11 protein-coding genes are annotated in these 13,015 nt (G+C 65.1%); 5 read left to right on the forward strand and 6 right to left on the reverse strand.

The annotated features are described in order from the left end of the window. Positions 1-43: 43 nt before the first annotated feature. The gene (gene mnmA, locus R2834_16725) at positions 44-1,204 is read right to left on the reverse strand and encodes a tRNA 2-thiouridine(34) synthase MnmA (protein MEZ4701979.1); all 1,161 of its coding nucleotides are present in this window, start codon (positions 1,202-1,204) and stop codon (positions 44-46) included. Positions 1,205-1,406: 202 nt separating this feature from the next. Here mnmA and R2834_16730 point away from each other — a divergent pair, with 202 nt between their 5' ends. Continuing rightward, on the forward strand, positions 1,407-1,925 hold the full coding sequence (locus R2834_16730; protein MEZ4701980.1) for a rhodanese-like domain-containing protein: 519 nt from the start codon (positions 1,407-1,409) through the stop codon (positions 1,923-1,925). 36 nt (positions 1,926-1,961) lie between these two features. Here the strand turns inward: R2834_16730 and R2834_16735 are convergent, their stop codons facing one another. After that, a complete protein-coding gene (locus R2834_16735) occupies positions 1,962-2,951 on the reverse strand; it encodes a DMT family transporter (protein MEZ4701981.1) in 990 nt (329 codons plus the stop codon). Positions 2,952-3,014: 63 nt separating this feature from the next. Then, positions 3,015-4,433 carry a Glu/Leu/Phe/Val dehydrogenase gene (locus R2834_16740; GenBank protein ID MEZ4701982.1) on the reverse strand — a complete coding sequence of 473 codons (1,419 nt, stop codon included), beginning with the start codon at positions 4,431-4,433 and terminating at the stop codon, positions 3,015-3,017. A 119-nt stretch (positions 4,434-4,552) separates the two neighbouring features. On the opposite strand from R2834_16740, the gene R2834_16745 reads away from it, so the two are divergent. After that, positions 4,553-5,182, forward strand: coding sequence for a nucleotidyltransferase family protein (locus tag R2834_16745; GenBank protein ID MEZ4701983.1), 630 nt, complete (start codon positions 4,553-4,555; stop codon positions 5,180-5,182). A gap of 223 nt (positions 5,183-5,405) precedes the next feature. Here the strand turns inward: R2834_16745 and R2834_16750 are convergent, their stop codons facing one another. Further along, positions 5,406-6,539: an XdhC family protein gene (locus tag R2834_16750; GenBank protein ID MEZ4701984.1), complete on the reverse strand. Its 1,134-nt coding sequence runs from the start codon at positions 6,537-6,539 to the stop codon at positions 5,406-5,408. A gap of 223 nt (positions 6,540-6,762) precedes the next feature. On the opposite strand from R2834_16750, the gene R2834_16755 reads away from it, so the two are divergent. From R2834_16755 to R2834_16765, 3 genes are all read left to right on the forward strand, one after another. Then, positions 6,763-7,611 carry a sulfurtransferase gene (locus R2834_16755; protein MEZ4701985.1) on the forward strand — a complete coding sequence of 283 codons (849 nt, stop codon included), beginning with the start codon at positions 6,763-6,765 and terminating at the stop codon, positions 7,609-7,611. A gap of 66 nt (positions 7,612-7,677) precedes the next feature. Then, positions 7,678-8,658, forward strand: coding sequence for a GTP 3',8-cyclase MoaA (gene moaA, locus R2834_16760; protein MEZ4701986.1), 981 nt, complete (start codon positions 7,678-7,680; stop codon positions 8,656-8,658). Positions 8,659-8,847: 189 nt separating this feature from the next. Next, on the forward strand, positions 8,848-11,718 hold the full coding sequence (locus R2834_16765) for a plastocyanin/azurin family copper-binding protein (protein MEZ4701987.1): 2,871 nt from the start codon (positions 8,848-8,850) through the stop codon (positions 11,716-11,718). Between the two features lie 87 nt (positions 11,719-11,805). Here the strand turns inward: R2834_16765 and R2834_16770 are convergent, their stop codons facing one another. Both R2834_16770 and R2834_16775 read right to left on the reverse strand, forming a co-directional pair. Then, a complete protein-coding gene (locus R2834_16770) occupies positions 11,806-12,147 on the reverse strand; it encodes a hypothetical protein (GenBank protein ID MEZ4701988.1) in 342 nt (113 codons plus the stop codon). A gap of 35 nt (positions 12,148-12,182) precedes the next feature. After that, the gene (locus tag R2834_16775) at positions 12,183-13,007 is read right to left on the reverse strand and encodes a glycoside hydrolase family 16 protein (GenBank protein MEZ4701989.1); all 825 of its coding nucleotides are present in this window, start codon (positions 13,005-13,007) and stop codon (positions 12,183-12,185) included. Positions 13,008-13,015: the final 8 nt, after the last annotated feature.

A 13,015-nucleotide genomic window follows, 5' to 3' on the forward strand; every position in this document is an offset into this window, starting at 1 on the left:
TTGAGGTAGAGAGGAGGTTGCGCCCGAGGGATACCCCGGGCGATCAGGATTCTTCGCCGAGGATGTCGACGTCGGCCGCGGGTACATCGATGTGCGTCTCGCCGGCGCCGTGGATCCACCCGCCGGCGAGGACATCGTCGCCCTCGTACAGCACGAGCGATTGCCCCGGCGTGATGGCTCGCCGCGCTTCGGAAAAGACGACCTTGAGGGTGTCGTCGTCGCTCTGCCACACGAGGCACGGAGCGCCGTCGTCCTTGTACCGGATCTTCGCCTCGGCCGGCCGCTCGGTGCGCAGGTCGGGGTACTTGATCAGGTTGAGCTGGCGCGCGACAAGCGACTGCTGGAACAGTTCTTCCCGGGGGCCGATCGTGATGGTGTTGGTTTCGGCATCGATCCGCGTGACGTAGGCCGGAAAGCCCAGCGCCAGCCCGAGCCCGTGCCGCTGCCCGATGGTGTAGAACGGATAGCCTTCGTGCCGGCCGACGGGAGTGCCGTCGCTGAGTACGAACGGACCGTCCTTCACCGTGCCGGCGAGCGTCGGCACCCGGTCCTTGAGAAACCGGCGGTAGTCGTTGTCTGGCACGAAGCAGATCTCGTACGAATCCGGCTTGTCCGCTACCCGGAGGAGGCCGTAGTCGTGCGCCATCTGCCGGATCTGGGGCTTCGTGAAGCTGCCGAGCGGGAAAATCGACCGGCGCAGGTGTTCCTGCGGGAGGCCCCAGAGCGCATAGCTCTGGTCCTTGTTGGTGTCGAGGCCGCGCATCAGGACATGCCGGCCGAGCGCCTCGTCATGGCGCAGGCGGGCGTAGTGCCCCGTGGCGATAAAATCGCACCCGAGGTCATCGGCCCGGCGGAGCAGGGCGGCCCACTTGATGTGGGTGTTGCACAGGACGCAGGGGTTGGGCGTGCGGCCGGCGAGGTACTCCTCGGTGAACCGCTCGATCACCCAGTCGCCGAATTCTTCCCGGATGTCGACGATGAAATGGGTAAACCCGTACGCCAGGGCGACGCCCCGGGCGTCGTTCATGGATTCCAGCGAACAGCAACCGACTTCCTTGCCGCCGCGTCCGCCGCTCGACGTGTAGTCCCACGTCTTCATCGTGATCCCCACCACCTCATACCCCTGCTCGCGCAGCAGCACGGCCGCGACGGACGAGTCGACGCCGCCGCTCATCGCTACCAGTACGCGTCCCTGGGTGCTCATTGGATCGGTCGGAAAAGGGGGTTTGGAGGTTGTTGAGGGTCGGCTCGTTGAACGGAGGGGCTTCTCGGGCGTTCCAATCCGGGACAGCGCCGGTGCTCTTACGATCCGATGGGGCGATCCGATGGGGCGATCCGATGGGGCGATCCGATGGTGCGGTCCGATGGGCGATCTGAAGCGTCGAGTCGAATCAACATTCCGATACATGACAAAATTCCTGGTTCTCACCCTCTTCCTTCCCGTGGCCATGGCGAACGCGCAGACGCTGGTCTGGTCGACCGTCCTGCGCGACGTGCGGCATCGGTATCCGGAAGTCGATCAGATCACCGTGGACTCGCTGGCGCGCTGGCTTGCCGACGACACGCGGGTGCAACCCCTGCTCGTCGATGTGCGCACCCGGGCCGAATACGACGTGAGCCACATCGCCGGCGCGGTGCATGCCGATCCGGATGCCGAGGATGCCGATTCGCTCCTCGCCGTAGCGGCCGGCCGGCCTATCGTCGTCTATTGCTCGGTCGGGTACCGGTCTTCCGCCCGGGCCGAGAAGCTGCGGCAGGCCGGCGCCGGCCAGGTCGCCAACCTGGAGGGCTCCCTGTTCATGTGGGCCAACAACGGGTTTCCTGTAGAGCGCGACGGCCGGCCGGTCGAACAGGTGCATCCCTACAACAAACTCTGGGGCACGCTGCTCAACAAACGGCTGCGGTACGACGGCGAGGTGAAATGATGCCGGCGCGCCCACCGGGTGCCGGGGATGCGCGCATCAGGACGCGACCGAGAGCTCCTTCGGCCGATGCGGATCGCCCAGCTGGAGGCATATCGCGCCGGCGATGATCGTCACGCCGGCGCCGATCTCGACCGCCGTGGGCTCCGTCCCGAGGATCAGCCAGGCGAGGAACAGGGTGGCCGGCGGGACCAGGTTGCCATACAGTACCACGCGGGTGGGGCCGAGCGTGTCCAGGGCGCGAACCTTGATCCATTGTCCCACGCCCACGCCGATCGCCCCGCCGGCGAGGATGGCGATCCAGGTCCATGCGCTGAGCGACAGCCAGGGCTGTGCGGCGATGGAGGGCAGGGCGATGGCCACGTACAGCATGCCGCCGATCGCAGTCCGCGCGGCAACCACGGAGGTGGCGCCGTAGGCGATCGCGAGGGGCTTGATGAGATGCAATTCGGCGGCTGTGCAGCAAATCCCCAGAAAAAGCAGCGCGTCGCCCTGCCAGGCGTTACGGCCCGGCGCCATCCCGTCGAGCGCGAGGCCGATCGTGCCCGCCGCCGCCACCACCAGACCGATGAGGCCGATGCGGTTCAAGCGTTCGGTCCGCAGCAAAAAGCCCAGACCGGCGCTCACCGCCGGACAGATGGCGAGCCACAGCGCGGCGCGTCCGCTCGACGTGAGGTGGAGCCCCTCGATACCGAGCCAGGGGGCCATCGTGGCCCCCAGCAGGGATACGACGAGCAGGCGTGGCCAGTCGGCCCGGTGCAGGACAGGGAAAAGCCCCAGCCATCGCGGCCCGGTGGCGCGGCCGCGCAGGTAGAGGACGATCAGCAGCACGCCGGCGGCTGCGACGAAACGCGCCACACTGAATGAGATCGCCGCCAGCTCCTGGAGGGCGATCTCCGCCAGCACGAAGTTGGAGCCCCAGATCAGCGTAAAGAACACCAGCAGGCCGTGGTGCGCGACATCAACCCGGCGACCGGCGACGAAAGCGTCGCCTGAAGCAGGGTCCTCTGAACAGGTGGGTTCGGGCATCTACGTGCGTGGGTCCTTAGACGCGGGGTGCGTTACCCAAAAACATCGTTACGATGCACGATGTCAAGGGAAAATACCCCGCAGCTCGTACGCGTAGGCGATCTTCTCCAGGGCGGAGATGAACGCGGCGCAGCGCAGATCGATCTTCATCTCGTGACGCTCCTGGATGACACGGATCTGCCGGTACGCCTCGACCATCGTGTCCTCGAGCCCCGAGTTGACGAGGTCGACCTCGTCCGGCCCGTGCGCGATGCTGCGCATCATCGAGGTGTCGATCGACTTACCCGTCATTTTTTCCAGCGTCTGCAGGATCTGGATGTTGCTCCGCTCCTCGAAGCGTTTCTCCATGCGGCCGAAACGCACGTGCGACAGGTTTTTCAGCCACTCGAAATAGGATACGGTGACGCCGCCGGCGTTGAGGTACATGTCCGGGATGATCAGCACGCCCCGCGCCGTGAGCGCCTCGGCCGCGTCGGCCGTAACCGGTCCGTTAGCGGCTTCGGCGATGATCTTCGCCTTGATGCGGGACGCGTTCTCCATCGTAATCTGGTTCTCGAGCGCCGCCGGCACGAGGATGTCGCATTCCAGTTCGAGCGCTTCCAGCGTATTTTTGATCAGCGTGGCTCCGGGGAACGTCGTGATCGTCTTGTGCTCTTTGCGGTGGGCGTCGACGGCTTCGATGTCGAGCCCCTTCGGGTTGTAGATCGCGCCGTCGTACTCCGCGATGGCCAGGATGACGCCGCCCGACTCCTGGATGAACTTGGAGGAATGGTACCCCACATTGCCAAACCCCTGCACGACGCACGTCTTGCCCTCGATACCGGTCTTCATGCCGCGCGTCTTCATGTCCTCTTCGAAGCTGCACGCCTCGCGGATGCCAAAACACACGCCCCGGCCGGTGGCCTCGACGCGGCCCCGGATCCCGCCCTGGGCGACCGGCTTGCCGGTGACGCAGCCCAGCGCGTCGAGTTCGGACGTGGTCATCGAGTTGTAGGTATCGACGATCCAGGCCATTTCGCGGGCGCCGGTGCCGTAGTCGGGCGCCGGCACGTCGATGCCCGGGCCGATGAATTTTTTGGCGATGAGTTCGTAGGTGTAGCGGCGGGTGATGCGCTCCAGTTCGGCCTCGGAGTAGGCGCGCGGATTGATCTTGACCGCCCCCTTGGCGCCGCCGAACGGCACATCGACGATCGCGCATTTGTAGGTCATCAGCGCGGCGAGGGCCATCACCTCGTCCTGGTCGGCGTGTTCGTTATACCGGATCCCGCCCTTGACCGGCGTGCGGTGGTGGCTGTGTTCGGCGCGCCACGCCTTGATGACCTCGATGCTCCCGTCGTCCCGCTTGAGGGGGAATTGGATCGAGTAAACGCTGTTGCAGATGCGGATCTGCTCGATGAGTCCCGGCGGGTAATCGGTAAGAGCGGCGGCGCGCTTGAGGTTTGCGCTGACCTGCTCGTTGAAAGATATTTTCTGAATGGACATTCCGTTCTATCCTCGTTAAGATGGGCGCTGACTGAAACCGGAGGACGTCTTGCTGACGGCGAAGCAGCCGGTGACGGCAATTCGGATCGGAAGTTAGATCGGCATCGACTGATACGCAAATGACGAAATCGGACCGCAAAAAGCCGGTGTTTGTATCGGGTATCTTGCTTGCGGCGGGGCTTTCTTCGCGGATGGGCGAGGCGAACAAACTGCTCATGCCGCTAGGCGGTCTGCCGCTGGTGCTCCATGCCGCGCGGGCACTGGGAGAAGCGCCGCTGGGTGAGTGCATGGCGGTGGTAGGACATGAGGGGGACCAGGTAGGATCGGTGCTGCAAGGCGTGGCGCTTCGTTGTGTCCCGAACGCCGGCTATGCGTCCGGGATGACCTCCTCCATCCAGGCCGGCGTCCGCGCTGCGTCCGAATCGGCTGACGGCTATCTGATCATGCTCGGCGACATGCCGCTGGTGCGGCCGGCGACCTTGGCGTTGCTGGTGGACGCGCTGGAGGCCGGCGGGATCGTGGTGCCCGTCTACCGGGGAACGCGCGGGAATCCGGTCCTCTTCTCCAGCGCCTATCGGGACGAGATCCTGGCGCACGAAGAGCCGGAGGGATGCCGGGGCATCCTCAAGCGCCACGCGGCCCGCGTCGTCGAGGTGCCGGTAGACGACGAGGGAGTGCTGCGGGATGTGGATACGGAGAACGCTTTCGAGGAATTAAAATCGCACCATGCACATCGCAAGATGCGTTGACGGTGCCATGCTGGATGCTGCACGGCAACGCGTCTGGATATGCGATGACTCGCGCATGATGCCTCAGAAACAGTTGAGAAATAAAAACGGGTTGTCTTCCTGAGCCCCCGGCGCTTGCGACGGGGTTGTCGAAAGCGCTCTAGATCGGCATCTCGCCATCCAATGCACGTTCAAGCACCTCAGGAAATAAACCTGCCAACCTGCAACGTGTAACCTGCAACCTTCACGAATGAATCGCGGCAGTGCGGTCGCGGAGCATGCCGCCGGCGCGGCCGTGGAAGGCGGCCTGGGCTTCGGCGATGGCCGCGAGGGCGATTTCTTCCGGGGTCTCGGTGCCGATGTCCAGGCCCAGCGGTCCGTAGATGCGGGTCTCGACCTCCTCGGAGAGCGGGGCGAGCTCGACGAACATGCGCTCGGTGCGGCTTCGGGGGCCGAGGAGGCCGATATAACGGATCGGCGTTTCGATCAGGCCGGCGAGCAGCGCCCGGTCGCGCAGGTAGCTGTGGTTCATGACGAACGCCGCCGTCCGCGCATCCGGCGTGATGCGGCTTGCCACCTCCTCCGGGTGCATGAGGAAGACGTGCCGGTCGGCGTCGGGGATCTTGCGCGCGAGTTCGGCTTCGGGCTTCCGGCCCACGATCCAGGTTTCCCAGCCGAGCGAGCGGGTGATGCGGACGATCGGGGCGATGTCGTGGCCCTCGCCGAAGACGAACAGGCGGATCGGGGGCTGGACCGTCTCGAAGAGGACGTCGGCGCTGGCGGTGGCGGTTTCGTAAACGCGGTTCTGCCAGGTTTGCTTGTGGTCGGGCACACTGTGGTCGTCGAGCAACGCCCGAGCGTCCTGCCGGATGGCGTTCAGCAGATCGGGGGGCAGTGGGGCGCTTGTCTGCATCGGTTCATCGCCGGCGAAGAGGGCATGCCGCGCGACCTGGTTTTCCCAGGCGCCGGTCGCCACCAGCACGGTCGCCATGACGGCCGGCCTGCGCGACGCGAACGCGTCGCCGATCCAGTCCAGCGGCGTCACCGCTTCGCCGGCGGCGAAGGGTTCGATGAGCACGTGCACGATCCCGTTGCATCCGGTGCCGAAGCCGAGAATGATGTCGTCCTCGCCCAGTTCGAAGGGGTGCGTTTCGGCGACCCCGGTTTTCATCTGCTCGAGGGCGCGCTCGGCGACTTCCCCTTCCAGGCATCCGCCGCTGATGGTGCCCCAGGTGGCGCCGTCGCGGTCGACGAGCATGCGCGCGCCGGGCCGGCGGTAGGTGGATCCGCCGATTTTGACCACGGTCGCCAGCGCACACGGCTGCCCCGCGTCGCGCAGCCGACGAGCGTGGTGGAGAATCTGCTTTACTTCGTACATCGGCGTGGGGTAGAATGCGCTGGGTGTCTGGGGATAAAGATACGGGATGCGGGATGCAGGATGTCGGTTATTGTGTGTTTCCCGAATCTATCAACCGCATCCCGTTCAACGCGCCTGCAGGTTTTTTCCCCTGGTAAAATCGGTATGCGCACCCGAAATTGCCACCGGAACGCCAAGCAGGGAAATCCCCTTCGCTAATCGCTAATCGCTAATCGCAAATCCAATGGCCTTCACGACCCTCGTCTCCGCCGATACGCTGAAAACGCACCTGCACGATCCGTCGTGGGTCGTGGTCGATTGCCGATTTTCGCTCGACGATACCGAGCGCGGCCGGCGCGCCTATGCGGAAGGGCACGTGTCCGGGGCCTACTACGCGCATCTGGACGAGGTGTTGTCCGGCCCCATCCTGCCCGGCAAGACCGGCCGGCACCCGCTGCCCGATCCGGAGGAGTTTGCGCGGGCCGTCGCCGGATGGGGCGTGACGGATCATACCCAGGTGGTCGTCTACGACGACGCCGGCGGCGGCGTGGCGTCCCGGCTGTGGTGGCTGCTGCGCTGGATCGGACACGAACGGGTGGCGTTGCTGGATGGGGGATGGAATGCGTGGCAGCAGGCGGGCGGGTCCGTCGACACCGCGACGCCGCCGGCCCGGGAAGGGGCGGTCACGGTGCGGCTCGACGCGGGGCTCGTCGCCGAGGCCGAGGAGGTAGCATCCCGCCGCGAGGCCGGTGATTTTGTACTGCTGGATGCGCGGGCGTACGAGCGTTTCGCCGGGCGCGTCGAGCCGATCGACCCCGTCGCGGGGCATATTCCGGGCGCCCGATCGCTTCCATTCGGGGGAAATCTCGATATCGACGGCCGGTTTCTCCCGCCGGAGCGGCTCAAGGCGCGTTTCGCGCCGCTTTTCGAGGGGGTGGAGGAATCAGACGTGGTCTGTTATTGCGGGTCGGGTGTGACGGCGGCACACAATCTGCTGGCGATGGCGCACGCCGGCTACCCCGGAGCGAGGCTCTATCCGGGTTCGTGGAGCGAATGGATCACCGACCCCGACCGGCCGGTGGCGCGCGAGTAAGCCGGCCGAACCTCGCGGGGCGCGTTCGGTACAACCCCGTGCCCGCCTTTCGAATCGACAACCGCCATGCTTACCGATACCTTCGGCCGCCATCACACGTACCTGCGCATTTCGCTTACCGAGCGGTGCAATCTGCGGTGTCAGTATTGCATGCCGGCGGAGGGGGTGCCGCTCAAGCCGCACGCCGACATCCTTACGTTCGAAGAGATCGAACGCCTTTCGCGGCTCTTCGTCGAGGCCGGCGTGACCAAGATCCGGCTCACGGGCGGCGAGCCGCTGGTGCGCAAGGATGTGGAAGACGTGGTAGGACGCATCGGCCGGCTTGAGGGGCTGCGCACGTTCGCCATGACGACGAACGGGCTCCTCCTGCCCAAAAAGCTGCCGGCGCTGCATGCCGCCGGCGTGAATCTCCTCAACATCAGCCTCGATACCCTGCGCGAGGATCGGTTCGCGACCATCACCCGCCGCGAGGGGTTCGAGCTGGTGATGCGCGCGATCGACATGGCGATCGAATACGGGTATCGCCCGGTGAAGATCAACTGCGTGGTCCTGCGCGGCTTCAACGACGACGAACTGGCCGATTTTGTGACGCTAACGCGCGAAAAGCCCATCGAGGTACGGTTCATCGAATACATGCCGTTCGAAGGCAACGGCTGGAAGGACGACCGGTTCATGGCCTACACCGAGATGATCGAGCGGATCGAGGCGGAGCACCCGGGTCTGGCGCGCCAGGAGGATGGACCGAACGAGACCTCCAAGACCTACCGCGTGCCCGGCTACGCCGGCTCGGTCGGCTTCATCACCTCGATGAGCGAGAACTTTTGCGGCGGCTGCAACCGCCTGCGCATAACAGCCGATGGCAACCTCAAGGTCTGCCTGTTCGGCAACGCCGAAGTTAGCCTCCGCGATGCAATGCGCGCCGGCGCCAGCGACGCAACGATGCGGGAGATCGTCGAGGCCGCCGTCCAGCGGAAAAAAGCCGCCCACGCCGGCATGTACAACATCGCCGCGGGAGAGAACCGGCCGATGATTCTGATCGGGGGCTGAAGGCTGCTGCGTGCAGTGGTTCGAGGTTTAAGGTTCGAGGTTCAAGGTTCAGCGTTCAAGGGTCTCCCGATTCCATTAAACCTTGAACGCGCATTTCCGCAACCGTCGCTTATTTGAAAGGGACTCCCTACATTCCTGAAGCGCTTCCGCGCTTTCCGTGTATTCCACCCGCGGTTCACCCCTTAGGCGATGAAAACTTCCCTACTTACTCTGGCGGCGGTCGCCGTCCTCGGACTCCTTACGTTTTCCGGTTGGTTCCTGCCGGCGCAACCTGAGACGCAGACGGCCGGCGCGCGTGTCGCGGATCGCGAGTACACGCTCGAGGCGTCCATCCTCGGCTACCGGGGCGTCGGCGGCGCGATCGACGGCATCCGCAACCCGCTGCTCCAGGCCGCGAAGGGCGAGACGGTTCAGATCACCATCATCAACGCCGAGCCGATGACGCACGACATCGCCCTGCAGAAGCATGATGCGAAGAGCAAGACGTTGGTCGAGACGGGCGATCGCGACGTCATCACATTTGTCGCCCAGGAGAGCGACATCTATTTCTGCACCATACCGGGGCATCGGGCCGCCGGCATGGAAGGCAAGTTCCAGATTCTCGAGGATGTGGGCCCGGTCATCGCCGGCTTCCCGGCGGTCAAGAACGGCCGCCCCGTCAACCTCAACTTCGAGGACGGCACGCTGACGGACTGGACGGTCGAGGGCACCGGCTTCACGCCGGAGCCGATCAACGGCGACGTGGTCGTGGTACGCACGGGCGATACGCGGAGCGGACACGAAGGGCAATACTGGGTCAGCAGCGGCGAAGTCGTCGGGCACCGGGCGCTGGGCCAGATGACGTCCACCACCTTCTCCGTGAATCACCCCTATGCGAGCTTTCTGGTCGCCGGCGGGGCGCTCGCGGATACGCGGGTCGAACTCGTCCGCGCGAGCAACAACGAGGTGATCTTCAAGACCAACGGCGCCGACCACTCGACGCTGCGTCCGGTGGTGGTCGACCTCCGCCCGTATCAGGGCCAGGACATCTACATCCGCCTGATCGACGACGAGACCGGGATCTCCGAGATCCCGTACGTTTCCGACCAGCGCTTCGCGTTTATCAGTTTCGACGACTTCAAGTTCTACGACTCGCGGCCCATCTTCCCGAACGAATTTAATCCGGCGGACGTCTTTATCATGCCGCCGATGGATCCGGTTCTCAACGCCGGCCTCTCCGGTCCGGAAGCCGTGAAGGCGATGAAGGTGCCGGCCGGCTTCAAGGTGACGCTGGCGGCATCCGAGCCGGACATCGTCCGCCCGATCGCGATGACGACGGACGATCGGGGCCGGCTCTGGGTGGTCGAGGCGAACACGTATCCCACGCCGGCGCCGGAGGGCGAGGGCAAGGACCGCATCTACATATTTGAGGACACCGACGGCGACGGTACGCTGGACAGCAAGAAGCTGTTCACCGACGGCCTCAACCTGGTCAGCGGCTTCGAGGTCGGTTTCGGCGGCGTATGGGTCGGCGCGGCTCCGTATTTCATGTTTATCCCGATGGAGGAAGGCGCCGACAAACCGTCCGGGCCGCCGCAGATTCTGCTCGACGGATGGGGCACGGAAGACACCCACGAGACGCTCAACAGCTTTACCTGGGGTCCTGACGGCTGGCTGTACGGCAACCACGGCGTCTTCACGCATTCGAACGTCGGCAAGCCCGGCGCGACGGACGCGGAGCGCACGCGGCTCAACGCTTCCGTATGGCGCTACCATCCGACTCGCCACGAGTTCGAGGTCTTCGCCGAGGGCGGCAGCAACCAGTGGGGGCTCGACTACAACGACGAGGGACACTTCTTCATCACGGCCTGCGTGATCCCGCATCTGTATCACGTGATCCAGGGCGGGCGCTACTTCCGCCAGGGCGGCAAGCACTTCAACCCGTACATCTACGACGACATCACGACGCACGCGGACCACGTCCACTGGGTCGGCGAGCGCGGTCCGCACGCCGGCAACAACCGGTCGGATTTGAAGGGCGGTGGCCATGCCCACGCCGGCGCGATGTTCTATCTGGGCGGATCCTGGCCGGCGGAATACCGCAACCAGCTGTTCATGAACAACATCCACGGCAACCGCACGAACGTCGATGTGATGGAGCGGCAGGGATCGGGTTACGTGGGGCACCACGGGGACGACTTCCTGCTCACGAACGATACGTGGTCGCAGTGGCTCAACCTGCAGTACGGGCCGGATGGCTCGGTCTACGCGATCGACTGGTACGACAAAAACCAGTGCCACAGCTCGAACCCCGACGTGCACGACAAGACGCTGGGCCGCATCTTCAAGATCACGCACGAAAACGACCGGTTCGTGCGGGTCGATCTCCGCAAGATGAGCAACGACGAACTCGTCGCGCAGATGCTCAACAAGAACGACTGGTACGTGCGCCATGCGCGCCGCATCCTCCAGGAGCGCGGCCCGAACCCGCAGGTGCACGCCGGCCTGAAGAAGATCCTCGACGGCAACACCGACGTCACGCGCCGTCTGCGCGCGCTGTGGGCGCTCCACGTGACGAAAGGCCTGAGCGATCAGGACATGGTGAAGCTGCTCAGCGACAAAGACGAGGCCGTCCGCAGCTGGGCCATCCAGTTGATGGCGGAGGACAGGACGCTGCCGAACGGCGCGCTGACGAAGATGGCCTCCATGGCGAAGACGGACGCGTCGGCGCTGGTGCGGCTCTATCTCGCGAGCGCGATGCAGCGCATCGAGCCGGCGCAGCGCTGGGGTGTGCTCGAAGGCCTGATGGCCCACGCGGAAGACGCCGGCGACCACAACCTGCCGCTGCTCGTCTGGTACGCCGCCGAGCCGATGGCGACGGTCGACCTCAACCGGGCCCTCGACCTGGCCATGGCGTCCAGGCTGCCGAAGCAGCTCGACTTCACCGTCCGGCGCGTCGCCGCGATGGATTCTCCGGAGGCCGTCCAGGCCCTGGCGCGTCATCTGGAGAAGGCGCAGGATAAGGAACAGCAACAGTTCATCCTGAAAGGTCTCAACGAGCTGGTTGGCGGGAGCGACTGATTGCCCTCGACCGTCACCTGATCGGGACGCCACCGCGAGGATCTACCGCGGTGGCGTCCCTTTTTTATTGCGGACGGGCAGGGCAGGCTAGCGCCTGACCACCCCTTCCGGACGTCCGGTAGCGCATTCGATGCGCAGCAACTCGCCATCTTCGAGGCCGTACTGCCCGGCCGGCGCGTCGTAATCGCCCAGCCCCGCCGCGGAGCGGAAGAGCAGCAGGCGGGTGCCATCGCGCGGATCCACCATCGGACTCACGCACCCGTTGCCGGGACGTGGCTCGACCAGCTCGGCATCGGATGCGCCGGCCACCATGAAATGGTCCGGCGCGTGTTCAGGCGCGCGAAGATAGGGGGTGTCGAGAAAGCGCTCCTGGCCGATGGCGCAGCCGGATACCACGAGCAGGAGGAGGCCTGTCCAGGTTCGATTCATGATGGGTGAGGGATTGGGTTGGCACCGGAGATCGTTTATTCTTCGCGATACACGCGCACGTAATCCACCTGCATTTCCTGAGGGAAAATCGTGTCGTCGACGCCCTGCTGGCCGCCCCATGACCCGCCGACGGCGATATTCATGACGAGGTGGAAGGGTTGGTCGAAGGGCCAATCGGCCGGCCCGTTGCCGGTGTTGGCGAAGGTGAAGTAGCGGTCGGAATCGACGAAAAAGTCGATGCGGTCGCTGCGCCACTCGATGGCGTAGACATGGAACGCGTCGAGCGCCGTCGGGACGATGCGCGCCTCGCCTTTCTGGGTGCCGATCGTGTGGTTGAACGAACTGGTGTGGACGGTGCCGTGAATGTTGGTGGGGTCGAACCCGACGTGCTCCATGATGTCGATCTCGCCGCTCGCCGGCCACGTCCCGTAGGTGTTCGCGGTGGGCAGCATCCAGATCGCCGGCCACGTGCCGCGGCCCCGCGGGATCTTCGCGCGCACCTCGACGCGGCCGTAGGTCCAGTCGCCCTTGTTTTTTGTGACGAGCCGGGCGGAGGGGTAGGTCTTGCTGTCGCCTTCGCCGGTCAACGAAGCCGTGATGATGAGGTGGCCCTCTTCGACGCGGGCCGTTTCGGGATTTCGGGCGAGGTAATTCTGGAGTTCCTGATTCCCCCAGCCGTGATCGCCGACATCGTATCCCCATTTACCCGCGTCGGGCAGGCCGTCGGTGTCGAATTCATCGCTCCAGACGAGGGTCCACCCGGGCAGGGCCGTAGTGGGGGCGTCGGTTGAGGGATCGCAGCCTGCCTGGAGAAGCAGGGCGGCGGCGAACAGAAGTCGGGCTGCGCGATGGTGTGCCATGAGCGTGC

Source organism: Rhodothermales bacterium, from assembly GCA_041391505.1.
In the GTDB taxonomy this organism is placed as follows: domain Bacteria; phylum Bacteroidota; class Rhodothermia; order Rhodothermales; family JAHQVL01; genus JAWKNW01.